The organism is bacterium (assembly GCA_030530825.1).
In the GTDB taxonomy this organism is placed as follows: domain Bacteria; phylum Patescibacteriota; class Saccharimonadia; order Saccharimonadales; family Saccharimonadaceae; genus Nanogingivalis.
This window is the reverse complement of sequence record JAUMUF010000002.1, coordinates 58,798-84,795: the sequence shown is the minus strand read 5'-3', so window position 1 is coordinate 84,795 and position 25,998 is coordinate 58,798. Positions and strand designations below refer to the sequence as shown.

The window sequence follows — 25,998 nt, the reverse complement described above, 5'->3', positions numbered from 1 at the left end:
CGCAACCGCGGCCTTTTTTATAAAATAAAATCGCCCAAAATTTGCGCGATATTTTATGGCGGAGAGGGGGGGATTCGAACCCCCGATACGGGGAAACCGCATACACGATTTCGAGTCGTGCGCCTTCAACCACTCGGCCACCTCTCCAACTTCTCCATTTTAGCATAATTGAGAGCAATTTTCAATTTTCGAAAAAAGAAAATCCGCCAGCATAAACTGACGGACTTTCTCTGGTACACCCGGCAAGATTCGAACTTACGACCTTTGGCTCCGCAAGCCAACGCTCTATCCAGCTGAGCTACGGGTGCAAACGCTACTTAAAGTAGCATAAATTTTGAAGTTCTTCCTTTCGGACAAAGTCTATTTTATCAGAAAAAATTCAAAAAATCAAGATTAAAGGTTGATTTTGCGGATAATTCTATCAATTAAATCAAGATGAATTTCTTCCATCGGTAGACGAGCGCCAAGAATATCAGTGATTTTCTCGCCATTTTCTTTAGGGAAGTAAATTGAAACACTCGGCGAAAATCGCTTTCTTGGCATCAAAATTATCGAATAAATCTGCTTTTCCTTCAAAATACCAAATGCCTTGAAATTGGCGTATTCATAAAAGTCATTACCGATGTAAACACCTCGCGTAGAAAGGGCATAATTGATAATTTTGCTGTGCTTGGTGGATCGAGTCATTACAATCGCCGCCGCAGAAATCACAATCACAAGAATAAAACTCCAAGATTGCCAGCCACCCATCAAAAACCATGCCGCCGCAATCATCGCCACCACTATAATAAAGAAGTATATATACCAAGTTTGAGATTTTTCACCAATTAAAAGATCTTGGGCTTGCCAGTTAACAATTTCCGTTTCTTCAACATCTTCTTGCGGCTGAATCTGGTGAAATGCTGGCGCCTCAGATGGGTCAACTCTCTCCATATCAGTCTGCGCCATATAAGGCGTCTCCTTTGGTAATACAAAATTATCATCCGGCAAACCAGTGATTTGCGGTGTTTGCTCCAAGTTATTCTCTCTTTCGAAGTCCATATTTTTATTATAGCATAAGCAAAAAGTTTTTCAAAGAAATTATGCCAATATTGACTTTTAAGCCAATTTGTGATAAAATAAACACATTATGAAAAAGTTTGTCAAAATTTCTATTCTTTCATCAAGTTTAATTGCTCAAGGCGTGGTGGGAGTGACCGCGAGCGCCGTTCAACGCGGAATTAGCGCAGGGCGAGGAGAAGGTGTTCCAACGGATTTGTTTAACAGCATTTCTGGAAATGGCGGTGTTTTTAGCAAAATCATTAACACGATGCTTTTCCTTGTTGGTGTTTTGAGCGTTATGATGCTAATCTGGGGAGGACTGCGATATGTGCTTTCTCGAGGAGATTCTAAAGCGGTTGAAGCAGCCAAAAATACCATTCTATACGCAATCGTAGGTCTAATTGTAGCAATTATGGCTTACGCAATCGTGCGATTCGTAGTCGGGCAATTTATGGATGGCGGATTTGGCGGCGGAAGCGGTAGCGGACCAGCACCAACCAATATCTAAAGTAGACTAAACTTCGCTCTATGGGGCGAAGTTTTATTTTTCGAAATAAGAAAAAAATCCCGAAACTTCGAGATTCTTTTCTTGGCGGAGAAGGAGGGATGGTTCCTATGGAACCGCTTCGCGAACGCACCCTCTCGAGGATTCGAAGCCCCAAAACATAAACCAAACCCCACTCAAGGTGGGGTTCGCTTTATGGCGGAGAAGGAGGGATTCGAACCCTCGAAGGCTTTTACACCTTGCCGGTTTTCAAGACCGGTGCCTTCAACCACTCGGCCACCTCTCCAGATTTTTCAATTTTAACACATCTCGAAGCAAAAATCAACCGCTTTCGAAATTTTCGACAATAAAAACCCCGCAACAAGCAAGTGCGGGGCAGATTTTTACAAAACTTGGATTCGTTTTGATTCTTGTTTGATTTTACTAAATGAAATTGTCAAAATTCCATCTTTGAGCATCGCTTCAACTTCATCTTCTTTAATAGGGACAGGAAGTTCGAGCGTTCGAGAGAATTCTCCCCAGTAGCACTCTTGAGCGTGATGCGCGATAACGCCATCTTCTTCACCAGAACTTAGAGTTCCGCTAATTGTCAAGATATTATCACTCAAAGAAACGTCCAAATCGTGCTTGTTGACACCAGCAGTGCGAGCCTTAACAAACAACTTATCTTCAGTCTCATAAACATCAACTGCAAGTTGTCCAGGAAGTTCCTCTTGCGCTTCTTCTTGCTCAACAATAACTTCTTCCTCGGCAAAAGTATCTTCGGCAGTATTGCCTAAAAGCTCATCGCCAAAGTCAAAAGCCGCCTCTAGTTCATCTTGTAGAAAATCATCATTTTGTCTTCGTGCCATTTCTCCTCCACTTTCAAAATATTTGGCATTTATTTTCTTTATTATATCGCACTTTGATGATATAATCAAGAAAAAAGGAGGATTTTTTGAAGAAAAATTGGCTCGAAGCGATTTTGGATATTTTAGCGCCAGATAAGTGTTATTATTGCGAGCGGATCGGTGATGCGATTTGCAACGATTGTGTAGAAGACTTTACAATGAAGCAAGACGGCGACTTATTTTACTTTGAATCAGATCAAGATCAAAGCAAAATCAGGGCTATTATTGACGAGATGAAAGAATTCTCGCGAAAAGCCAACGCCAGAGGTTTAGCAAAAATTCTCACAAAAGGCATCAGAGAAACGCCAGAACTTCGAGATGATCTCAATAAAATTATTTTCGTGGGTGTGCCTACTTCATATAAGCATATCAGACAAAGAGGATTTTGTCACACCTCTTTGATTTTGAATAATCTACAAGATCTATTACCCATCAGAATAGGGGATGAAATAAAACGAGTCGGCAATCTCACTCAAATTGGAGCCAATAGAGAAACAAGAATCGATCAGGCGTCAAAAAGTTATAAACTCAGTAAAACTCCGCAAAAAGATAAAATCTATATCGTCCTTGACGATGTTCATACCACTGGCGCCACAACCAAGAATATCGTAAGGCTCCTGCGCGATAGCGGAGCGGAAAAAGTTTATAGAATGGTGCTTATCGTTCATACCAACAAAAAATAAAACCGCCGTCAATAGGGCGGTTTTATTACTCTTGTATTTACTATTTTTCTTGGAATTCAGTAACAACAAAGTTAACGATCGCGTATGCAAGGATAGAAACAATCAAACCAACAATCGCGTAAAGAATGGTATTTTTAGCGTTATTAACTTCACCAGAGTCACCGCGAGAAATTGTGTATCGGATACCACCGTAGATAAGCATAATCACAGAAAGCGCACCAATTATGAATAGCATAACATTAATGATAGTAGTAAAAATACCACCATCACCAAATAGGTCTTTTCTTGTATTGTCGGTTGCGCCAGTATCAATACCCCCTCGCAATCCACCGGAAGTTACGCTACTTGATTGTCCACCTGAAGTTCCAGTAGTAGCATCAACGGTAGGGGTAACAACAGCCAATCCTGAGACCGCTAAAACTGTTGCGAATACAATATTTTTAATTTTTGATAACATATTTATAATTTCCTTTCTTGAATTATTTCTTAAATAAATTATATCAGACTTTAACTTAAAATCAACTATTATTTACCCAGTTCTGTCAAAACAAAGTTAACGATAGCATACGCAAAAATCGCAACAACAAGTCCAACAATAGAGTAGATAAGCGTATTTTTAGCCTTAGTGATTTTACCACTATCGCCAGCAGAGATAACATATTGGATACCTGAGTAGATGATCATAATCACAGACAATGCACCCAAAATAAACATCATAACGCCGACAACCGTCTTGATTATACCGTTTACGTTAGTTGATGATGAGGTGCCCGTAGAATTAACGCCATCAATTGCACTTTTTGCCGCAGAGTTAGTAGTAGGAGCAGAACTACCACCAGTAGCCAAAGCGGGCACAGAAACCATCCCAATTCCACTCATTAAGATTGTCGCTAAAATTATTATACCTTTTTTCATATATTCCTTTCTTTTAATAATTTACGCCTTATTTAAAATATAACTTACAATCGCACCCGCCGAAATGGCAATCACTAGACCAACAACCGCATATATTAAGGTGTTCTTAGCCTTGCCAATTTTACCACTATCACCAGATGAGATCACATATTGAATACCCGCCCAAATAATCATTATTACAGATAAAACACCTACTACCCAGGCTAAAATTCGGATAACATTAGGAACGATACTTTTAGCCTCAGGTGTTTTTTGACATATCGCAGAGCCTTTCATATAATCACAAGCATCCTTGGTTGTATTAGTCGCATAAGTAGTATTATCAATAAAACTACTAAGACTAAAAACAGAAAGAACAGCCACAAAAATCCAAGCAAAAATCTTCTTCATTAAAACACTCCCAATACAAAATTAACAATTACGGCAGAGAATATCACAACTAACAAACCAACGATAGCGTAGGTTAGGGCATTCTTGGCTTTACTTATCTTACTACTATCTCCAGCGGAAATCGCATAATAAATTCCTGCCACCATAATTACAACAACCGCCACAACGCCCGCCCAGAAAAACACATTATTGAGAATATTCTTAATGGAGTCGTCGTTAGCATTTTTCTGAGGAAGACTTACATTTTCAAAGACTTTTTTCTTATCAAATCCAGGATTAGAACTAGCCATTAAAATACCCCCATAATCAATTGAACAATCATTGACGCACCAACAGCGATAATTAATCCAATAATCGCATTGGTTAAGGTAGCTTTAGCCTTGGCGACCTTACCACTATCTCCCGCCGCAATCATATATTGGAATCCGGCCCAGATAATGAAGCCCATTGCTATAACACCAATTATTCTGAATATACCGTCAGATATATTGCCAACTACAGTCCAAATAAACTGTTGAATAGATATACCATCTTTTCCAATCGGCTTCACACCGTCACCTTCTCCAAGACCACGACACCAAGATGGAATACCGAAAAATGTCGAATCACAACCAGCCGCCAAACTCGCTTTACTAAAAACCAAGTTAAGAGCAGAAGCGCCAACAAACACTGCAATTAAACTATATAAAATCTTCTTCATTAAAATACTCCTCCTGGTATTAACCACTGTAAAAATGCCCACATAAAGGCATACGCAACCAAACCTATAACCGTATTCATAATCATAGTTTTAGCCTTAGAAACTTTACCGCTATCTCCGGCGGCGGTAGCATAAATTACGCCAGCGATCACTATCGAAAGTGTAGCCGATACGCCGATACCAATAGTTATCGTGGTTAAGATCATATTTAATATGTCTTCTATTTTCCAATCGTCAGGAAGAACGGCCGTCGAAGGACCTCCCGGAGCCGAAGAGTTTCCAGAACCACCACTTCCACCATCCTTTGGAGCTTCTTCCGCATATACATTATTATGTATTTTAATCGGCGAAAAAATCGAAATCGAGTTCATAAAACTCGCCACAATCAACACAAGCCCGAAAATTATCTTTTTATTTTTACTATTCATATCTTTATATATACAATATAATCTGAAAAAAAGCAAGCATTTTATGCTATAAATTCAAGTTTTTAGATTGACAAAAATCAATTTTTATGCTAAAATCTACCTTATGAAGCGGACTTTTACGCAAAAAATTGGGATTTTATTAATGATTCTGATGCTTGCTATCGGGATTTTTAATTTCAGCCCAATTACGCACGCCCTTGATGGCGCCAAGTGGACCGATAACAGTAAAAGTGCGATCTTTTATGATGGTAAAAATTTTAAAAAGGCCTCCGCTTCTGAAAAGGCTAAACTGCCAGAAAACCTTCGAAATGGAGAAGTTTTTATCGAAGATGTCGGCATTTCGCAGGGCGAGCAAACCGCGCGCGTTATTACTTTGGATAAAATCGAAGATAAAATCAACGGAAAAATTTCGACAATTAAAGTATCTGCTCTAGGGAACGCCTCACAGCAGGGAAATTCACAAAATATAACAGGTCAAGGTGTAGCATCCGACGCAGAACAGGGCAAAACCTCTTGCGCCGTAGAAGGTGGAGGAGGCTGGATTATATGTATGATCGGAAATACGCTAGCAAGAGGCATGGATGCTCTTTATGGATTTGTTGAGAATTTTCTTAAAGTCCAACCTCTTCAAACATCCGACAGATCTGGCGTTTTTATAGTATGGAATTATATGAAAGATATCGCCAACATAGTTCTCGCAATAATCATGATTGCGGTAGTATACTCTCAAATAACCAATGTAGGAGTATCTAACTACGGAATTAAAAAAATTCTTCCTAAACTAATTATAGCTGCGATTTTAATCAATCTTTCATATTATATTTCTGCAATACTTGTCGATATATCAAATATTTCTGGTCATCAAGTTCAAAATATGTTAGTGGATATAAGAAAAAATATATTCGAAAGTGGACTTTCTGAAAGTGGCGAAAAAATTAATGTCCAAGGACTCAGTGGCTTGAGTTGGGCAACATTAATGACCGGATTATTATCTGGCGCAGGATATGCTGGATATTCTCTAGCTATTGCCGGAGCAACCAACATTTTAGGGGTTGGGATATTGGTATCATTAGTGCTTTTAGGGTTAATTTATTCAGCATTCGTGGCTTTTATGGTGCTTGCCGCCAGACAGGCGATTATAACTGTTTTGATTTTCTTATCACCTTTGGCCTTTGCGGCTTCAATTTTGCCAAATACAGAAAAATGGTTTGAAAAATGGAAAGATCTTCTCACAACAATGCTATTAATGTATCCTTTGATAGCTCTGGTTTTTGGAGGGTCTCAATTGGTAGGTCTAACAATCATAGCTAATGCTAATGGCAATCTTGCAACACTTATACTCGGAATGGCAGTTCAAGTTATACCATTAGCCATAACACCAACAATTATGAAAGTTAGCGGAAGCTTACTTGGCAAATTTGCTGGTATTATTAATAATCCTAATAAAGGTCCCGTTGATAGTGCGAGAAACTGGATAAAAGGGCACCAAGAAGCAAACATCAACAGGCAAATCGCTAAGGGCGGAAAATTTAATCCGACGGCCGCTGCGCATGGTATGAGATATAGAAGAAACGCAAGATGGGCTTCGAATAAAAATATCGCCGAGCAATATCAAAAAGCTCGCTTCCAAGAAAGCGAGATCGCCAAGCATGAAAAGGCGACAAAAATGTCACCAAGTATATTTAAAGACTTTATGCTTTCTCGAAGTATTATACAAAACGAACTTGACGCGCAACAGAATCTGGATCGCGCCTCAGCGAATTATTCCGCCAAAATTTCTGAAATTAAAGCAGACATTATTAAAGGTACACTTAAGCTCGACGACAAAGGTGTTGTTGTTGGCGTTGATGAGTCCAAATTAAAAGAAATGAGCAGAAAATATGGTAAAAAGGCTGTTGATTTTCTTCATAACACCAACGAGGCCAATGCTTACAAGGAAGCCGAGCGCAACAATAATCTCGCAACCAATTCTGCAATCGCCAACCATCTTAAAAATAATGAAGATCTTCTCAAAAAAGCCTCTGGTATCAGAGGAGAAGAAGGTCGTGTTTCTGCTCTCGCTAGCGCGATGGCTGCCGCTTCAAAAGAGTCAAAAGAAGAGATCGAATCTGTCTCCAAACTTATGTCTTCTCTAGACTTTTCCGGTAAAGATTATCAGTCTGTAATGGACAAAAACCAGGGCGAAGATATCGAGAAGAACGGTATTAAACTCAAAGTCAATGATAACTTGCGCAAAGCCGCCGCCGAGCGATTTATGCAGACAGCCGACATTTCGGATATTATTCACACCCTTGGTAAAACTACTGATGGCGGAGAACTGTCCAGTGTCAGAGCGAGCCTTGTGGAAGCCTTCAAAAAGAACAAAAAAGACGACGTCCAGTTTATGGGCGCAGGCTTCTTGGATGAACTCGCATTAAGCGGAAAAAGTGAAGCCGAGATCATGAAGCATATCGCAACCAAATTCTCGACAGAATTTTCATCAGAAAAAGCCTCCAAAATGGCTGATAGCGCGATGAAATTACTCTTCAACTACAGCGGATCCGACAACGGAAGTCCTATCGGAAAAGAATCAGACATTATCAAGAAGGCTGAAATCCAGAAAGCAATCAATGAAGTCTTCGCTAAAAATTCAATTAAAATTACGGAAGGCCTCAATGAGCTCAACAACGCAGATGAGCTCAAACGCAAGATGTCCAAGAAGCAGAAAGAGCAAATCGAATCTTTCCGAACAACTTACAAATTTTAGCCCTAATCTAATTGGGGCTTTTTTTCTTCCCAAAAAAATGTTATAATAAATCATAAGTAGTTTAGTGGGCAAGAAAAAATGAGTGTTTATAAAGTTCCCCAAGATGTTGAGGCAGATGATAAATTGCTCGGGCCATTTAGTCCGAGGCAGTTTGTTTATTTACTTATAACCGCGGGCTTCATTGGCTTGGCGTGGTTTTTATTTACACTTTATCCAGGGCTTATAATTATACCTTTGCCGTTTATCCTCTTCTTTGGCGCGCTGGCGCTACCTATCCGCAAAGATCAACCGATGGAGGCGTATTTTGCGGCTGTAATTTCTTTTAACCTGAAGCCAAATAAACGCCTCTGGCAACCAGACGGAAAAGAACACTTGATCGAAATTGCCGCACCCAAAAATCCTGAACGCGACAGGACTAAAGGTATCCGCCAAGAAGAAGCCGTACGCCGTCTCAGTTATCTTGCCGATATCGTGGATACGGAAGGCTGGGCGATCAAAAACGCCGTTTCTGCACAGCATGGTCAAAGCGGTAACCCGATCGATGTTTCAGAAGACCCAATTCTTAATCGAAACATCGACAATCTTCTTGCGCGAGCGGAAAATTCTCGAAAGGCAGAGATTATGCAAAATATGAACACCGCTCGAAACTTGGCGGATTATTCAGGATTGAATGCGGGGCAGATCACAGAAAGAACTTACGCCGTCAATCCAATGAATCTTTACGCAGGGCGAGAAAGGCAAATTCAACAATTGGAGACGCCAGATGTTTTGCCGCAACAAATTCAATATAATCCTTACCCAGAAGGTGTTAGACAGAGTGTGATTTCACCAATCGGACAGCAGGCTTACACTTCGCAATCAAATCAAACAGTTTCACCAGAAGCGAGTTTTTCACAATTTTTTCCACAGAATTATCCACAAGTCTCACCGCCAATTAGTCCAGCCGAGAGAGTTAAGCAGGAAATTCATCAACAAAATATCGAAAAATTGGTCGAAGATGGAAAAGATTTAAGCGTAGAAACTCTCGCCAAGCAGGCGGAAAAAATTCAGCAAAAAGAGACAAAATTAGGAGAAGAAGAAGTTATAATTTCACTGAGGTAATATGGATAACGGACAACAATTTCAAGTAAATCGGGAACAGAATTTAGCACCAAATGGAGCCGGCTTTAATGCGCAACAAAATCAGCGGTTTAGTCCAAATCAGGCGCAAGGATTCAACCCGCAACCAAATATCGCACCCAACCAACAACCTCAACCACCAATGAGCGCCAGTGCTCCAGCCAATCCAACTTCGACACAAAATTCTCTCGAAATCGCTGAAATCCGAGAAGGTATAGTAGTGATGAAGGACGGCAGTTTTCGCTCAGTAATTGCGTGTAAATCGATCAACTACGATCTTATGAGTACGCGCGAGAAAGAGGGTGTGGAATACTCTTATCAGAGTTTTTTGAATGCGCTCCACCATCCGGTTCAGATTCTTGTCCGCTCCCAACGCATTGATATCGAGCCTTATCTCAATAAACTCGCCGATATCAACCGCAATCAAGGAAATATGCTTCTCGCTCGCCTAATGGATGATTATATTGGCTTTATTGAAGAACTCTCTCAAGCCGCCAACATTATGGATAAGTCTTTCTTTATTGTCGTGCCATACTATCCGCTTGGTGATGGAACAACGGCCGCCGACCAAGCCAAAGGATTTTTCTCAGGGCTATTTCCTAAAACTACAACTGTTAAAAAAATCGATCACGACACTTGGGAAAAGGCAAGAGATGAACTTCGCAAACGGGTCGACTCGATCACTGGTGGATTGTTTCAAATTGGCGTAAAAAGCGTCCAACTCAACACTAAAGAACTTGGTGAACTCTACTATAACTTCTACAATCCAGACACAGCCGTATATGAACCGCTAGGTGACTTCGAAAATATCGCCACGCTTTACACCAAAAAAGCCCCAAGCAAAACACAACAAGGAGAATTTTAATGGCTAAAAAGCAAAAAACCGCGGCAGATATTGCCGCCCAGCAACGAGCACAAGAGCAAGCAGAAGTCGAAAAAGCCTTTTTGACAGGTATTAATACACTTCGAGATCTGATAGCGCCGTCCAGCCTTGAACTTCATTCTGGATATTTCCGACTCGGCACTAAATACGGCCAAACACTCTACGTCTATGGCTATCCCCGCCAACTTTACACTGGCTGGCTCTCGGGGCTCATTAACACTGATATCGTTTTAGATATTTCGATGTTTATTTACCCTGTAGAAACTGATGTCGTGATGAAAAACCTCCGCCGCAAAGTTACAGAACTTGAAGCCTCACTTCAATTGAATAACGAAAAGGGTAAGGTCCGCGATCCAGCGCTCGAAGCCGCCATTGCCGACGCCGAGGAACTTCGAGATCAACTTCAACTTGGCGCAGAAAAATTCTTCCGCTTTGGGCTTTACATTACACTTTATGCGGACAGTCTGGATGAACTTACTTTTAATAAAAACGCCATCGAAACAATGCTTGGCCAGCAGTTGATTTTCTCCAAAGTGGCGAGTTCTCAACAGGAGCAGGGCTTGAATGCTACCGTGCCGCAACTTTCTGATAAACTTCAAATTCGAAGAAATATGAATACGGGCGCGATCTCGACTTCATTCCCATTTACTTCAGCCGATCTTACGCAAGAAAACGGCGTACTTTATGGCGTAAATATGCACAATAATGGGCTTGTTATCTTTGACCGTTTCACCTTGGAAAACGCCAATATGGTGGTCTTTGCCAAATCTGGTGCAGGTAAATCTTACACCGTTAAATTGGAGGCGCTTAGAACAATGATGATGGGAGCCGATGTGGTGATTATCGACCCAGAAAACGAGTATCAAAAATTATGCGATGCAACTGGCGGAAGTTATATTCGCTTAAGTCTGAATAGTGATACGCGGATTAACCCATTCGACCTTCCGCGAGTTATTGATCAGGATGAAGCCGACAATGCGCTCCGCGCAAATATCGTGACGCTTCATGGACTTTTCCGCTTGATGCTTGGCGGAACTCACGGTCACGGGCTTACTCCGGCTGAAGAAGCAGATCTCGATCAGGCAATCATCGATACTTATGCTCGCGCGGGGATTACTTCTGATCCACTCACGCACAATTCTACGCCGCCAACAATAATCCATCTTTATGATACATTAGTTCATATGGGTGGAAGTGGCCCGCAATTGGCTCAGCGACTTCGAAAATACACCACTGGTACATTCGCGGGGATTTTTTCACAACAATCCAATATTGACATCAATAATCCAATGGTGGTGTTTAACATTCGCGACCTCGAAGATGACCTTCGTCCAGTGGCGATGTATATTGTGCTGTCTCACATCTGGAATGTCGTTAGAACAGATCAGAAAAAACGAATGCTCATCGTAGACGAGGCTTGGCAATTGATGCAATATGAAGATTCCGCCAATTTCTTGTTTTCTTTGGCGAAAAGGGCTCGAAAATACCATCTCGGACTTACAACTATCACGCAGGACGTTGAAGACTTTATGGGGTCGAAGATGGGTCGCGCAATCGTGTCTAACAGTTCGATGCAACTTCTTCTCAAGCAATCTTCATCGGCGGTGGATGTCTTGAGCGATGTCTTCAAACTGACAGAAGAAGAACGCAAGCGTCTAGCTAATTTCCCAGTTGGTCAAGGATTGTTCTTTGCTGGGCAGAGCCATGTTCATATCCAGATAACAGCCAGCCCAACAGAGGACGCACTGATTACAACCAACCCAAATCAACAGCCACTTCGAGACAATAATGGCGCCTACGGATACGCCGACCCAAATGAATTATTTTAGCAAAAACATTTTCAAAAATAATAATTTTATGGTAAAATAGTTTTATAAATTGAGGTTTTATGGGAGCGAGAGATTATAATTATGACGATGATCAAAATCGCGATTATAGCGATTTAAGCGATCAAAATCAATCCGCTTTAGGGCGAGCCCAAGAACGATGGGGTAACGCTCAGGTTTTTGATGGCGGAAAATCTTCTTCGAGTAAAACCTCTAACGGCTATGATGCAGATTCTTTGATAGCGGCAGAAAATTCCGCTACTTCTGCTTCAAGAAATCAAAGTGAAGAATCAGTCTTAGGAGGAGAAAATTCACCTTCCAACCGCTTTAATTATACCGGTGGCGGGACACACAAATCTCGAAACGCAAAAATTAAAGGTGCGGGAAAATTTGGCTTCTTCAAGAGTAAAAAAGCCGCAATTCTTGGTGGAGCGGGGCTTATTGGAATTAGTGGTGGTTTTATGTTCTTCTCATTTTTTGGGGCAATGCTCGCACCAATCCACATAATGGAAATAATCACTGAAAAAATCGGCTGGTCTGGCGCTTCAACAGATCTTATTAAAGATAAACTTTGGCATTTAAAGATTAAAGAACCTGGGATAAATTGTAAAACTCGGCTTTACTGCCGTTTTGCTTCAGTATCTGACGCGCAAGTCAAAAACATTGAGAAGGCAGGATTTAAGGTTGAGACTAACGGCAAGACTTTATTCGGTAAAAATAAAATTACCAGCCTTGAACATATCGAGAGCGGTACTAATATAACCAACGATAGTCGCTCAATTAAAAGTATGCTCAGAGACCCTAAACTTAAAGCATCTTGGGATAAAGGTTATAAGGGGCATTTTCATACATTTTTAGATAAGGCTAATAAAAAATTCAAAAAATGGTTTAATATTAAAGGCGCGAAGCCCGACAATAAAGGAAAAAGCACCAAACAAGTTCAAGATGACGGACTCGAAACTTCCAATAAAGACTCTGATAAAACCAATTCCACAGAAGCCTCACAATCGCCAGATTACGATAATGACGATGAACTTAAAAATCTCGACGAAAATGCAAAAAAAGAACCTCGAACCGCCGAGGCCGACCTCGCAAAAATGGGCAAAGAGGTCGGTGAAGAAATGAAAGGCTTATCAATGAAAGATAAGTTAGCTGCCGGCGCTTCTAAAGCTCAGGGGTTCGTGAATAAAGCTCAAGGATATCTGAATCCGATAAATAAACTGTGCTTTGTTTTTGCGGGGACATCTATTGTGATATCAGGTATCAAACTGACTAGATTTTTAGTTTTAGCTAGATTTGCTTTCCTATTCTTATCTACAGCATCAAAAATGAAAGCCAATCAAGCAACCACCGAAGAGGTCGAATCTTTAGGTAACCCAACAATGGGTATACCAGTTCCTGAAGATGGGGAAAAATCAGAGAATAAAGAATCTTCATTCTTCAAAAGATCGTTAAAATATTTAGCTAGCGTAAATTCAGCCAATAATTCAACAAAATCCTTCACAGAATCCCAGGGCTGGAGGGCATTGGCATATAATGATAGTGTCGGCTCACTTGATGATTCCGCCAAGAATTACTCAGTTGGTCTAACCGGCAAAATAAAAGAAATAATGAACGGCATGAAAGACCTGTTGACTTGGGGTTCAAAAATGTGCAAAACAATCTCAATGGCCGGAGCTGCACTTGCCGCGACAGCTGCAGTTGCTACAATTGTGGGTTGCGTAGTAGGCGGCGTGACACTGCTTGGATGTATCGGATCATTTTTGGCCGGAGCGGTAAGTGGACTTACTGTTCTTGCATCGGTAGCACAATTGGCCTTTGAACTATTCAAGGAGCAAATAGTTACATATATAGGTAGCTTTTTAGTGGGAGAAATAGTTAATAGTAAGACTCTTGGTCAAGACTACGGCAACGCCATAATTTCTGGAGCTGGAGCGACAATGTCCAAGAATGCTTCAGCAGGAGGAGGAGCGTCATTAAATAAGAGCCAAGCTTTGGCTTTATACTTCGAAAATGAAAAAATGATAGCAGAAAAAGCAGAATACGAACGAGCTACCAGAAGCCCATTCGATCCTACATCACATCACACGTTCCTTGGCTCAATTATAGCTACCACAATGCCATATCAAAGGCAGATGGCAACTTTGGGCGGATTCGTGCCGGCAATAAGCTCAATAGCTTCAAGGGCGTTTTCTTCAATAATACCAACATCACATGCTGATGATGCTGCTGGATTTAGTGCCAATATGGAAGTTTGCGACGATACAATAATTAAAGGTACTGGCGCCGCCACTGATATTTTCTGCAATCCGATTATTGGCATAGATACAAATGTAGCCAAGAATAAATCCCTTGATGAAATTATTGAAAAAATGCAATCCAATGGTGATTTAGCGACCGATAGTGAATCTGACAATATTGAGACCTTAGCAAAAGGAGATTTTAAGAAGTACCTAAAATCTTGCTATGATAGAAAATATCCTATAGGTATAGCTACCAACGATGACGATACTGATTATGGCGAAAAGTGCAACAAAGAGCAAATACCTATGGTAGATTATTATGCTACATTAATGACCTATCATCGCATAGAGGAAGGTCTAGAGGACTCAGAACCATCAACAAATAGACATAACTCTTCTGAAGTAGACTCTGATCTAGCAGGTCTGCCGGATGATTTTATATGGCCGATAAAGGGAGCTTCATCTCAAAATATAACTTCTGGATTCGGGCCTAGAGTCCTTGAAGGACAACCAAACAATCACGGCGGAATAGACCTAGGCTACCCTACTGGTACACCTGTGTATGCAACCTCAGACGGTCAAGTCATTCAAGATACATATGGTTACACCTCTGGAGGTGGAGGTCCGCATACAATAATAATAAAACATAATAATGATGTATATTCAGCATATCTACATATGAGCACTCATATAGTTAACCCAGGAGATAATGTTAAAAAGGGACAAAAGATAGGTGAAGTTGGGAATGAGGGATGGTCTTACGGTGCTCATCTACATTTTGAGATACATAAAGGTGGTTTTGGTAAGCAGTTTGCAATAGACCCATTAAAAGTACTGGAGAAATAATGAATAGAAAACTAATATCTGTAGTAATTTCCGTATTAATAATTTTAAACAGCTCAATATCAGCATGGGCTACAGATTCAAAAACTTTCGACAAAACATTCTTCAATCTTAATGGTATAAATTATTATGATGGACACGAAGAATGTATACCAAATAAATCAAGTTCTATATTATTGTCTGGTAGTACGGAAGCAGAAAAAATATGGAACTTCTTAAGGTCTCAAGGATTTTCGGAGCAAGCTACGGCTGGGATAATGGGAAATTTCTTCGCTGAGAGTGGGTATGATTCAAAAAGACTTCAGGATGGTGGACCTGCAGCTGGATTAGCTCAGTGGGAAAATTATGCAACCCAATCTGGAAGATGGGCTAATATGGCAAACTATGCAAGATCAAAAGGCGTAGATTGGACAGATCTGCAAGCTCAGCTCGAATGGGTTATTAAAGAACTTGAGGGAGAGGACCCTACGACAGCCTCAATACTCAACTCTAACTACGGGGGCTTAGAAGGACTTAAAAAAATGACAGATATCCGCCAAGCGGTTGAAGCTTTCGAAAAATCATTCGAAAGAGCAGGTATACCTAGATGGGAAGTTCGATATCAGGCAGCGGAAGAAGCCTATGAAACCTTCAAAGGAACATCCGCAGGAGGAAGCGGAGATAGTAGTTCATCTTCGTCAGAAAAAACTACCAATGATGGAAGCTTCACTTTCATAGGAGACTCAATTACAGAATCAGCAAGAAGTAAACTGACCTCGGCGTTTCCTAATTCGTCGGTCAATGCATATATAGGAAGAGGTATAGCTCAGGCAGGGATATCTGGAGACTCGGTATTAGACTTCCTTGAAAAAAATCAATCAAACCTCGGAAGATCAATAATTATAAATATTGGAACCAACGATAATTTCCCTGTTGATCAAGCTAAAAAAATGTTAAACCTCCTACAGGGTAAAAAAGTATTTATAGTAAATAACTTTGGTCTCGGAGGAAATGCTAATTTTGAAGCTATAAACAACAATATAAAGTCAGCCACAGAAGGAAATGGCTATGTGACAGTACTGGATTGGAAGTCTGAAGTCGAAAAAAATGGCGGAAGAGAAAAAAATTACGCCAGCGACGGATACCACTTAAATGCAGAAGGTGAAAATCTATATATAGAATTCCTCAAAAAATCAATATCTGAGGGAGCGTTATTAAAATCAGGGGGATGCGATGACGGCTTAAGTAGCGGAAACTCCAGTAATATAGCAGAAAGAGCTATAGAGTTGGCGCACCCAGACGGACAGGAAAGTAGAGGTTATGCGTTTGAGGTTTCCGACAAGCAGAGACAAGCTCTCGAAAAAACAGGGTTAATAAATTACGGAGAGCCATGGGTTCAAAAAGGTGCAAGTTGCGATGCGTTTGTTTCTATGGTTATATCAACTACCGTAGACCCTGAATTTGTAAAACATTGCTGCGGAGTAGCTAACCTTAGAGATTACATGTCTAATAATCCTGAAAAATATGACAAAATTACATATAGTAGAGAAAACTTAAAGCCTGGCGATATAATAACGGCTGGTAGGGGCGGAGGCGCTGGAGCTCATATAGAGATATATGTAGAGATCGGCGGAGAAGGAAAGGTCGCTAATGCAGGTTGGAGCCGAACAACAGGAGTTATAGAACCTCTAAATCTATCCATTATGGAGAGTTTAGGTGAAGTTGAAATATGGAGGTGGAAGGGTTAATGTATGAAATTTAAAGATATACTCAAGAATAAAAAAATTCTATTCGGATTAATTATTTTCGTAATGCTGATCATACTTGTTATATTTAGGTGGGTGTGGGAAAGTAATATAGCCGGAAAAATAGAGGTATTGATAGCCCCAAGATCTGGTAATATAACACTAAACGGCAAAAAAATCTCCAATGGAGTACATTACCTCAATCCAGGTAAATACACAATTAAAGCCGACCATCGAGAGTTCATAGAAAAATCTTTAGATTTCGAGATTAAATCAAAAGAATTCAAAAAAATTACATTCGCACTAAACACAAAGGACGGCACAGACAACTGGTACTTAAGAGATCGTCAGGACGATATTATTAGAGGTGGAGCAGGATATGAAAATATTCGAGTAAATATGGACAAATTAACAAAAAATTCGCCAATAGCAAAAAAACTACCTTACAAGGATACTTTAAAATCCAGATTTACAATATCCTATTCAACCGATAAAAATGGAGAATATGTTGAATCTATAGATGTAAATATAAATTCGTGCTACAATAAAAATTCATCGATAGATTCTGAAGAGTATAGAAAGTCTAGAGCAAAATCCTGGATAGATAATAATTTAAAAGATCAAGAAAAAGGTAAATACAAAATAAATTATACAGTAAACCCTTGTATAATAAATTAAATTCTTACCACACCACCGCTCACCTCAACTCCCGAAGTTGAGGTGATTATTGTTTGATATCTACCGAAGTGTTCTGTCAGCATTTTTTGCCTAATCTCGTCAAGTTCAGAAAAAACATCGTCCAATAAAACAATCGGCTTAAAGTCAGAATTTTCCGCCAAAAAATCAGTCTCAATAAATTTCAGCGCAAGAACCAAACTTCGATTTTCACCTCGAGAAGCCACACTTTGCGCTTCTTTTCCGTTAAAAATAAAACTCAAATCATCCTTATGCGGCCCAAAACTAGTGTGGCCCAAAATCCTATCCCGCTCAAAATTACTCTCCAAAATCCGCAAGATATTATCCTTGGATAGTTCTTCGGCCTGATAAATAATTTCAATTTCATCCCGTACTTTCGAAATCTTAAAATAAGTATCCTCAATTTTTTCGTTCAAAATATTAACCAGGTGGTGCCTTCGCGAGATAATCTCCGCAGCATATTCCGCCAACATCACATTCCACGGAAAAATCTCATCTGGCGTTAAAATTTCGCGCTTTAGCAGATTATTTCTCTGTTTCAAAGCCTTATTATACCTACTTAAAATTGTTGAAAAACTAGGGAAAATTTGGCTTAAAAATTTATCTAAAAAATCTCGTCGCCGATTGGGGCTACCGCTTAGAAGTTGGAGGTCATCAGGCTCAAAAAGAATAACCGGACGCTTGTCAGAATTAGACAGCCTATGCGATTTCTTGCCATCAATTTCAAAAGTTTTTTTTCCACTCGCACGAGAATTATCAAATTTCACAACACGCGTCTGATTATCACCCGCTAAATCAATTCGAAACCAATCAGCGGCGCCATAATTCTTCAAAATTTCTTTATCGCTACTTCGAAAACTCGTCCCTCGAAGCGCAAAATAAATTGCCTCCAGAAGTGAAGTCTTACCACTACCATTTTTACCCAAAATTAAAGTTGAACCTTCACCAATATTAAGCGAAAATTCACTGTGAGTTCGAAAATTCTGAACACGAAGATGAGTAAGTTTCACTCCCTCGACCTAACTTTTTAGTGGCATAATAATGTGAATATAAGAATCATCCGCAGGGTTTTTAAGAACAGTTGGCGCAAGTTTTCCGGAAAATCCAAATTGAAGATCCTGACTAGAAATAGCACTAATTCCTTTAATCAGGAAGTTGGGATTAAGAGTAACTTCGCCATCACCAAATATCTCCGCGTCAGCCTCGGAAGTATTCTCGCCAAATTCGCTGGCAATAGAATGAATAGATAATTTAGAATTATCGCCATCCGCTCGCAGCGTCACGCTCTCTCCGCTCTCGCGGGCAAAAAGAGACGCAATCTTAACAACTCGCATAAAATCAGCCTTCAAAATATCAACTTTAGTCTCGGTATCGCTCGGAATCAGCCTTCGGTAATCAACAAACTTACCATCAATCAATCGCGCCACAATCATCATATCGTCAATATGAAATTCCACTTGATTCTCATCAAATAATATCTCGATCTCTTCAGTGTTATCAGAAATCGCGCGCATAACTTCATTTAGGCTAGAGGCGGAAATTATAGCCGAAATTTCTTCATTAATAGGGCAAACGCGCTTTTCGCTCAAGCGATATCCGTCAGTTGCCGCCAAATATAAATTACCTTCAAAAGTATGCCAAAACACACCAGTCAAAGTTGGCCGAGAGGTATCCGTGCTGGCAGTAAAAATAGTTTGAGAAACAGCCGTTCTAAAATCATCAACTTTAAGAGTAATTTTTTGTGCTGATTTTTCTTCGACAGATGGCAATTCTGGAAAATCTTCAGTAAAAATACCTTTAATTTTTGATTTATAATTTCCACTCTCTATAAAGACATCCTCACCAACCACCTTAATATGAACATTTTCTTTAGGAAGATTAGAAATAAACTCAGAAACCAATCTTGCAGGAACAGCAATCTCGCCGACGCTTTCGATCTTAGCCCCTATATTTTGAGAGATAGCAATTTCAAGATCTGTAGCAGCAATTAAAAGCCTAGAGCCATTAGTTCTAAGTAGAACATTATTTAAAATTGGCAAACTCGTTTTTGAACTTGCAATTTTAGAGACATTATTGAATGCTTTAGAAAAATGCTCCTGTTTTACTGTCAGATCCATAAAAATTTAATTCTCTTTCCTTTAGGGGTGGTGGTTTTAATAATAGGTATTGTGGAAATTGTGGAAAAGCACAAATTCACTACTTAAATTATACCATTTTTACTGTGGAAAGTTCAAGCAAAACCACGTTAGAATTTTGTGTAAAATTTGGACTTTTATACAGGATTTTTGGTCTTCGAATTACCCAAACTCGTAAATGTGGAAATTGTAGAAAATTTTATAACAATTTTTCAACGTGGTTTTGTTCAATATATATAAAGTTTTCCACAAGATTTTAACATTTTTCTATAATCTTTTGATATTTTTGTCAAGTTATTCTCTGAAATGATTTTTGATTTTGTCAAATAGGGTGAAGACAATAAAAGGGCGAAGTTTCGAAAAACTTTTACAATATTTTTGCAAAATTTCAAGCGAACAATAAAAGGTCTAAAAACATCGAAAATATAATAACAAAACTGTTCGCTTTTTATAAAATAAAATCTCCAATTGTCAAAATAACAGATTGGAGATTTGGAATGTGTTGGGTTATTCGTAGATTAATTCACTCAATGCGCTGATTTGCTCGCGGACTTCGATATCGAATTTTATGAGTTTTTCTATCTTATTTACACCATTCATAATGGTTGTATGATCTCGAGAAAATTCTTTGCCGATGGCCGGAAAACTCATTTTTAACTCGCTTTTCATTAAGTAGCAAGCGGATTGTCGAGCGTGGTTGATTTCTTTTGTTCGAGATTTACTTAAGATATCATCTCGCGAAATATTGTAGAATTTACAGGTTTTATCTATGATTTTTTTGGCTGTGAGACTGCGACGATTGACACCACTTCTGGCTTCGGAAGTCATTAGTCCGCGGGCCATTTCGATATCGGGCTTAACACCTCTGAGTTCTGCAATTGCGGTTAACTGATTTAGAATTCCTTCGAGTTCTCGAATATTAGTCCTGATATTTGCCGCTAAAAATTGAACTGTTTCAGGGTCGAGAGAGAATCCATTCTGCTCGGATTTAGCCTCGATGATTGCTTGGCGAGTTTCAGTGTCTGGTAATTGGATATCGATTGGCATTCCCCATTCGAAACGACTCCTCAGCCTATCTGTTAGCGTAGGAATACTCTTCGGTGCGCGGTCAGAAGAGATGATAATCTGTTTATTGGCTTGGTGAAGTTCATTAAAGGTGTGGAAGAATTCCTCCTGAGATTTTTCTTTACCAGAAATAAATTGAATATCGTCAACTATCAAAACGTCGACATTTCGATATTTGTCAGCATAACCTTGTTTTTTGGAGCGGACATTTTCAAGGTAGTCTTTATAAAAATTTTCTATAGTGATATAGAGCACTCGAAGATGTGGGTGGTTTTTCTTCACTTCATTGCCGATTGCTTGAATAAGGTGAGTTTTACCGAGTCCTACTCCGCCATAAATATAGAGAGGGTTGTATTTTTCGCCAGGATTTTTGGCGATATTTTGCCCAGCAGCGAAAGCCAAGTCGTTGTTTGATCCGACAATAAAGTTATCGAAGGTATATCGTGGATTGAGCCCGTCATTATAGGTTCGAGAAGATTTGGGCGAAATGCTCGAAGTGGATTTAGAAGAATTTTTAGCACCAGAAATAAGATCTTCTGCCGAGATTTTTTTATCATCTGGCTTTTTGCTTTTGCGGTATTTTATTGTTTCGAAGTCTATTCTTGCTGGTGTGTAGCCATTTTTGGCGAGAATTTTTTTGAAAATATCATAGTATTTTATGCGTAGAGTGTTGATAGTGAAGGAATTTTTAGCACCAATGATTGCGATATTATCGTCAATTCTAAGAAGTTTTGTATCTTTGAGGAAAGCGACAAAAGCACCGGAACTAATGGTTGGCTCAAGTTCCATCTCCCCTAAAACACTTTTCCACAATTCATCCATGTTTCTATTGTAGTATATTTGGCGGTTTTCCACAACCCCCGAAAATTATTTTTCGAAAATATGTTTTAATTTTGAAACAGTAGTAAGAATTTTTCCCCAGATTTTCGAAACTACTGTTAAAGTTGTGGAAAAGTAGTTGAATTTTGTGGAAAAGTGTGATATACTACAAAATGAATTGCGAGGAATTTCAAGATTTTATGGATTATTTTAGCGTAAAGTAAAACGTTAATGCTTGAAATTTTTAATAATAAGTTATAAAATAGGGAAGATATGCCAAAAAGAACACACCAACCACACAAGCGACATCGTTCTCGAACTCACGGTTTCCGCGCTCGAATGTCATCAAAGGCTGGTATTAAAGTTTTGAAGCGTCGCCGAATCAAAGGCCGCAAAAAACTTACAGTCTAAGAAAAATCGCCTTTTCATATTGGAGGGGCGGTTTTGTTTTTTAGTTATAGAGTGATATAATCTATATATGGATATTTTGCGAAAAATTATAATTTCGGTCTCTCTTCTTATAACTGCTCTGGCGTCTATTTATATATTAAAAGATAACTACCGAAGTCTATGGTTTTGGTTATTTTTTGGTATACTCTCTGGTATTTTAGGTGTAGTTTTATTTGTTGATAAAAATAAATTTAAAAATATTTCGAGAAAAAATATTTTTGTAACGTCTATATTAGTCTTGTTGGTTATTCAGGCGATTGTTGCGTATGCGACTTTTAGCAAAAGTGGATGGGATATCGCTACTGTTAGAAATATAGTTAACTATTATATTGAAAATAATAAAGATATCGAATATAAAAGTTATCTAACAAGATACGATAATAATACGCCAATAGCAATGTTTTTGTTGATTATATATAAGATAGCGGGCGTGCTGAATATAGATGGTTTTACTCTTTCATCTATCGTTAACGCTCTTATGATGATATCTGGTACTATAGCGGTGTTATGGGTTGTGTATAGGAGATTTAATTTAAGAGTTTATGTGTGTGTCTGGATACTTTCTGTAATATTAGTTGGACTATCTCCATATATTTCTCAATTTTATACTGATAGCGTTGGATTTTTTGGTGTATCTATAATTATTTTGTCGGCTGATTTTCTTACTAGGAAGAAGAATTATTTATCTGCGTTACTTCTCGGAATTGCAATTATATTTTCTTTTTATATGAAGGCTACATCTTTTATATTGGTCTTGGCAGTTTTCGCGACGCTATTTCTCTCTTTTTCTAAACAATACATTAATAAAAAGAGTATATTGATCGGATTGTCTATATTGATGGGCGTTTTTTCTGGGGTGATTGTTAATGTGATTTTAAGATCTAAATTTAGTGAATTAAAGTATCAAGATAAAAATATGATAGATAGGTATGCTTTCGATGCTTCTCACTTTTTAGCTCTTGGCTCTTTAAGAGGTGGAAATAAATACGATAAATGCCGCAATGGTGAATATTGTCATGAATATGTCGTAGATATGATTTCGGATGGATTAAAGAGTAGTCGCTTTGAGAAGAATATAAAAGTTTTTAAAGATAGTTTACGTAGAGATTTTCCAGTTGGATATCTGGGTTTTGCGATTGATAAAATCGGCAGGGCTTTCAGTAAAGGATCATTCCTTATTTGGTGGGATGGCGAGAGTAATAAACTTAATTTCTTGAATCAAGACAAGGCTTCTCGCTTTATTAGGAGGTTTCTAGCAGTTGAAAATAATTTTGAACCAACTGCCGGAAGATACTTTGATAAAATAAACTATTTATGGAATGCTACTTGGTTTATTGTCGTAGTTCTAATAACAGTAGGATCATATAGAGGCTTTAAGAATGCGAATAAGTATAATATAATAATCGTAACCATCCTAAGTGTCGCCATAGTTGGAATTGCTATGTATCAGGGGCTGTTCGAGAGCCGTGCTAGATATCTATTTTTATACCTTCCTTTCTTTATGTTGATGGCTGGTTACGGATTGGATGGATTAATTAAAAGGAGTAAAAATGTCTAAAATTTTATATATAGTAATACCTAGTTATAATGAAAGTGAAGTGATTGAAGAAACTTCGAAGAGATTATTGGATAAAGTTTCAGGTTTAATTTCAAGCAAGAAAATCTCTAAAGAGAGTCGAATTGTTTTTGTTGATGATGGGTCTAAGGATGATACTTGGGATAAGATCGAAAAATTAAATAAAACTAATCCTACTTTTGGCGGTATTAAACTTTCTAGAAATCGTGGACACCAGAATGCACTACTTGCAGGACTTATGACTGTTAAAGATAAGGCGGATTTTGTAATATCTATGGATGCTGATCTTCAGGACGATATTGATGCGGTTGATAAAATGATCGATGATTTTTATAATGGAAGTGATATCGTTTATGGAGTAAGAAATAGTCGAAAGACTGATACATTCTTCAAGAAAAATACAGCACTCTTCTTTTATAAATTGATGTCGAAAATGGGTGTTGATAGTGTTTATAATCATGCGGACTATCGTTTAATGAGTAAAAGGGCTTTAGATGAACTCGCCAACTTTAGAGAGATAAATCTTTTTTTGCGAGGCATTGTGCCGCTGATTGGATTTAAGACTTCAATTGTTGAATATGATAGGGCTGAGCGTTTTGCTGGCGAGTCGAAGTATCCATTGAAGAAAATGATTAATTTTGCGATTGATGGGATTACTAGTTTTTCTGTGAAACCGATTAGACTGGTGGCTAGTTTAGGGTTTCTGATTTCTGGCGTTTCGATTTTAGTTCTTTTATATTCATTGGCTCAGCATATTTTAGGGAATACAGTGAGCGGATGGACTTTTGTTATATTTTCTATTTGGATTTTGGGTGGTATTCAGATGGTTGCTCTGGGTATTATTGGTGAATATATAGGTAAGATCTACTCTGAAGTTAAGGCAAGGCCTAGGTTTATTATAGAAAAAGAAATTTAATTCTATGAGAAAACTAAACATCTCTCGAAGATTATTGTTGCTTGCGCCGATAGCGATTTGGTTTTCGTATTTTCCTTCGATTCATTTTGGTCGGGGCGAAGGGATGAATTTTGAACTTTCAATTACATTAATCTATTGTCTTATTTTGGCTGTTTTTGGGATCTTTGAGAGATGGCGGGAGATTATTAAACTTCGAGATTCGAGAGCGGTTAGGCTTGTATTTGTCTGGATTTTGTGGCAGGTTATTTCAATTTTTTGGGCTAAAAATCCTGTGCGCGCAGTATTAACTGCTGGAGTTTGGGGAGTTTTGTTTTTAGATTTCTTGGTGGTTTTATCGTTTAGAAAAGAAAAGAATTTATGGAAAAAAATTGAAAAATCTTTACTATTATCGTCATCGGTCGTGAGTATTCTGGCAGTTATACAAGTAATTTATGGGGCGTTTATTGATTGGGGGTTGTGTCGAGGGTGCTTAGCAGAAGGGTTTGGGTTTGTTCGACCAAGCGTATTTGCGATTGAGCCTCAATTTTTGGGCAGTTTATTGATTGCACCGATCTTAATCGCTTGGTATAAAGTTTTAAGAAGTAAAGAATCTAAGAAAAATCTTGTAATTTTATTTTTAGATTTAGTGGCGATGTGGTTGACTCTATCTCGTGGGGCAATATTTTCGCTAATACCTGCGATGATTTTGGCGATTTTTTGGACCGATAAATCTTCGATTTCGATAAAAAAGAGATTTTTGTGGTTTTTCGCAATAATTTCTTTGGCGTTTACTTCTGGTATTTTAATTCATGCCACAATGACGGCTCTTAATCCGAGAGTAACTGATGGATTTTATGATTCAGTTTCGAAGAGTGTTAATCAAATGAGCCTTGGTAAGGTCTCTTTACCGAAGAAGCAGAAAATCCACAATTCTGTTGAAAAGTCTGTGAATAAAACTGTTGAAAATACTGTGGAAAAATCTCAGAAAAAAGCCCATTTTGATGGCTATGTAGAGAAATCTACAGATGAAAGAACAAGTCTTTCTAACTTTGCGATAAAAACTTGGATTAAAAATCCTATTAGAATGATTTTTGGTGTTGGAACTGGCTCGGCTGGACGAGTCCTTCATCAAGAAGGTGCTGGCACGGGTTGGGAATTTGAAATCATTCAAAATGAATATCTTAATATTTTATTAGAAAATGGGCTTATCGGAGCGATTATTTGGCTGGTGATAATTATTGGATTTTTCAAAATCACTAGATACAAAAAACATTTTTGGGCAATTTTGGTGGCATTTTTATTGCAGTGGAACTTCTTTTCTGGACTGCCAAATGCGCTTCACATTTATTTAATTCTTGCCGTGATATTGTCAATTTGCTGGCGGGTAGAATTTGAAAATTCGTCCAAACTTTGCTAAAATAGAAAA

The 25,998-nt window shown here is 38.7% G+C and carries 24 protein-coding genes and 3 tRNA genes; 13 read left to right on the top strand and 14 right to left on the bottom strand.

Features of this window, described 5'->3' with window-relative positions; genetic code table 11:
• Window positions 1-56 precede the first annotated feature (56 nt).
• The 3 genes from Q4A21_03550 to Q4A21_03540 form a co-directional block, all read right to left on the bottom strand.
• Window positions 57-147 (bottom strand) — tRNA-Ser (locus tag Q4A21_03550).
• 84 nt (window positions 148-231) lie between these two features.
• Window positions 232-308 (bottom strand) — tRNA-Arg (locus Q4A21_03545).
• An 85-nt stretch (window positions 309-393) separates the two neighbouring features.
• Window positions 394-1,041: a hypothetical protein gene (locus Q4A21_03540; protein MDO4902593.1), complete on the bottom strand. Its 648-nt coding sequence runs from the start codon at window positions 1,039-1,041 to the stop codon at window positions 394-396.
• A gap of 88 nt (window positions 1,042-1,129) precedes the next feature.
• On the opposite strand from Q4A21_03540, the gene Q4A21_03535 reads away from it, so the two are divergent.
• On the top strand, window positions 1,130-1,549 hold the full coding sequence (locus Q4A21_03535) for a hypothetical protein (GenBank protein MDO4902592.1): 420 nt from the start codon (window positions 1,130-1,132) through the stop codon (window positions 1,547-1,549).
• Between the two features lie 193 nt (window positions 1,550-1,742).
• On the opposite strand, the gene Q4A21_03530 is transcribed toward Q4A21_03535, so the two are convergent.
• Both Q4A21_03530 and Q4A21_03525 read right to left on the bottom strand, forming a co-directional pair.
• Window positions 1,743-1,832 (bottom strand) — tRNA-Ser (locus Q4A21_03530).
• Window positions 1,833-1,929: 97 nt separating this feature from the next.
• Window positions 1,930-2,397 carry an Hsp20/alpha crystallin family protein gene (locus tag Q4A21_03525; GenBank protein ID MDO4902591.1) on the bottom strand — a complete coding sequence of 156 codons (468 nt, stop codon included), beginning with the start codon at window positions 2,395-2,397 and terminating at the stop codon, window positions 1,930-1,932.
• An 86-nt stretch (window positions 2,398-2,483) separates the two neighbouring features.
• Between Q4A21_03525 and Q4A21_03520 the strand changes: the two genes are divergently transcribed.
• Window positions 2,484-3,119: a hypothetical protein gene (locus Q4A21_03520; protein MDO4902590.1), complete on the top strand. Its 636-nt coding sequence runs from the start codon at window positions 2,484-2,486 to the stop codon at window positions 3,117-3,119.
• Window positions 3,120-3,159: 40 nt separating this feature from the next.
• Here the strand turns inward: Q4A21_03520 and Q4A21_03515 are convergent, their stop codons facing one another.
• From Q4A21_03515 to Q4A21_03490, 6 genes are all read right to left on the bottom strand, one after another.
• Entirely contained in the window at window positions 3,160-3,576 is a 417-nt protein-coding gene (locus tag Q4A21_03515) for a pilin (protein ID MDO4902589.1), read from the bottom strand.
• Window positions 3,577-3,644: 68 nt separating this feature from the next.
• A complete protein-coding gene (locus tag Q4A21_03510; protein MDO4902588.1) occupies window positions 3,645-4,034 on the bottom strand; it encodes a hypothetical protein in 390 nt (129 codons plus the stop codon).
• A 21-nt stretch (window positions 4,035-4,055) separates the two neighbouring features.
• The gene (locus tag Q4A21_03505; GenBank protein MDO4902587.1) at window positions 4,056-4,424 is read right to left on the bottom strand and encodes a hypothetical protein; all 369 of its coding nucleotides are present in this window, start codon (window positions 4,422-4,424) and stop codon (window positions 4,056-4,058) included.
• Window positions 4,424-4,714 carry a hypothetical protein gene (locus Q4A21_03500; GenBank protein MDO4902586.1) on the bottom strand — a complete coding sequence of 97 codons (291 nt, stop codon included), beginning with the start codon at window positions 4,712-4,714 and terminating at the stop codon, window positions 4,424-4,426. The genes Q4A21_03505 and Q4A21_03500 overlap by 1 nt, the downstream gene beginning before the upstream one ends.
• Window positions 4,714-5,124, bottom strand: coding sequence for a pilin (locus Q4A21_03495; GenBank protein MDO4902585.1), 411 nt, complete (start codon window positions 5,122-5,124; stop codon window positions 4,714-4,716). The genes Q4A21_03500 and Q4A21_03495 overlap by 1 nt, the downstream gene beginning before the upstream one ends.
• The gene (locus Q4A21_03490) at window positions 5,124-5,552 is read right to left on the bottom strand and encodes a hypothetical protein (GenBank protein MDO4902584.1); all 429 of its coding nucleotides are present in this window, start codon (window positions 5,550-5,552) and stop codon (window positions 5,124-5,126) included. The genes Q4A21_03495 and Q4A21_03490 overlap by 1 nt, the downstream gene beginning before the upstream one ends.
• Before the next feature lie 103 nt (window positions 5,553-5,655).
• Here Q4A21_03490 and Q4A21_03485 point away from each other — a divergent pair, with 103 nt between their 5' ends.
• The 7 genes from Q4A21_03485 to Q4A21_03455 all read left to right on the top strand — a co-directional run bounded on the left by Q4A21_03485 (window position 5,656) and on the right by Q4A21_03455 (window position 17,614).
• On the top strand, window positions 5,656-8,298 hold the full coding sequence (locus Q4A21_03485) for a hypothetical protein (protein ID MDO4902583.1): 2,643 nt from the start codon (window positions 5,656-5,658) through the stop codon (window positions 8,296-8,298).
• Between the two features lie 78 nt (window positions 8,299-8,376).
• Entirely contained in the window at window positions 8,377-9,399 is a 1,023-nt protein-coding gene (locus tag Q4A21_03480; protein MDO4902582.1) for a PrgI family protein, read from the top strand.
• 1 nt (window position 9,400) lies between these two features.
• Window positions 9,401-10,282: a hypothetical protein gene (locus Q4A21_03475; GenBank protein MDO4902581.1), complete on the top strand. Its 882-nt coding sequence runs from the start codon at window positions 9,401-9,403 to the stop codon at window positions 10,280-10,282.
• Window positions 10,282-12,129, top strand: a complete 1,848-nt coding sequence (locus tag Q4A21_03470) for a DUF87 domain-containing protein (protein ID MDO4902580.1) — start codon at window positions 10,282-10,284, stop codon at window positions 12,127-12,129. The genes Q4A21_03475 and Q4A21_03470 overlap by 1 nt, the downstream gene beginning before the upstream one ends.
• Before the next feature lie 59 nt (window positions 12,130-12,188).
• Entirely contained in the window at window positions 12,189-15,215 is a 3,027-nt protein-coding gene (locus tag Q4A21_03465) for a M23 family metallopeptidase (protein ID MDO4902579.1), read from the top strand.
• On the top strand, window positions 15,215-16,939 hold the full coding sequence (locus tag Q4A21_03460; GenBank protein MDO4902578.1) for a phage tail tip lysozyme: 1,725 nt from the start codon (window positions 15,215-15,217) through the stop codon (window positions 16,937-16,939). The genes Q4A21_03465 and Q4A21_03460 overlap by 1 nt, the downstream gene beginning before the upstream one ends.
• A gap of 3 nt (window positions 16,940-16,942) precedes the next feature.
• On the top strand, window positions 16,943-17,614 hold the full coding sequence (locus Q4A21_03455; protein MDO4902577.1) for a hypothetical protein: 672 nt from the start codon (window positions 16,943-16,945) through the stop codon (window positions 17,612-17,614).
• Here the strand turns inward: Q4A21_03455 and recF are convergent.
• The 3 genes from recF to dnaA form a co-directional block, all read right to left on the bottom strand.
• A complete protein-coding gene (gene recF / locus Q4A21_03450; GenBank protein ID MDO4902576.1) occupies window positions 17,611-18,642 on the bottom strand; it encodes a DNA replication and repair protein RecF in 1,032 nt (343 codons plus the stop codon). The two genes, Q4A21_03455 and recF, sit on opposite strands and share 4 nt — an antisense overlap.
• Before the next feature lie 9 nt (window positions 18,643-18,651).
• On the bottom strand, window positions 18,652-19,749 hold the full coding sequence (dnaN, locus tag Q4A21_03445) for a DNA polymerase III subunit beta (GenBank protein MDO4902575.1): 1,098 nt from the start codon (window positions 19,747-19,749) through the stop codon (window positions 18,652-18,654).
• A 525-nt stretch (window positions 19,750-20,274) separates the two neighbouring features.
• Window positions 20,275-21,654 (bottom strand): chromosomal replication initiator protein DnaA, encoded by a 1,380-nt coding sequence (gene dnaA, locus Q4A21_03440; protein ID MDO4902574.1) that lies wholly within the window; start codon window positions 21,652-21,654, stop codon window positions 20,275-20,277.
• A 270-nt stretch (window positions 21,655-21,924) separates the two neighbouring features.
• On the opposite strand from dnaA, the gene rpmH reads away from it, so the two are divergent.
• The 4 genes from rpmH to Q4A21_03420 all read left to right on the top strand — a co-directional run bounded on the left by rpmH (window position 21,925) and on the right by Q4A21_03420 (window position 25,989).
• Window positions 21,925-22,062, top strand: a complete 138-nt coding sequence (gene rpmH / locus Q4A21_03435) for a 50S ribosomal protein L34 (protein MDO4902573.1) — start codon at window positions 21,925-21,927, stop codon at window positions 22,060-22,062.
• Window positions 22,063-22,129: 67 nt separating this feature from the next.
• Window positions 22,130-23,659, top strand: a complete 1,530-nt coding sequence (locus Q4A21_03430) for a hypothetical protein (GenBank protein MDO4902572.1) — start codon at window positions 22,130-22,132, stop codon at window positions 23,657-23,659.
• Entirely contained in the window at window positions 23,652-24,593 is a 942-nt protein-coding gene (locus Q4A21_03425) for a glycosyltransferase family 2 protein (GenBank protein MDO4902571.1), read from the top strand. The genes Q4A21_03430 and Q4A21_03425 overlap by 8 nt, the downstream gene beginning before the upstream one ends.
• Before the next feature lie 4 nt (window positions 24,594-24,597).
• Complete coding sequence (locus Q4A21_03420; GenBank protein ID MDO4902570.1) at window positions 24,598-25,989, top strand: O-antigen ligase family protein; 1,392 nt, start codon at window positions 24,598-24,600, stop codon at window positions 25,987-25,989.
• Window positions 25,990-25,998: the final 9 nt, after the last annotated feature.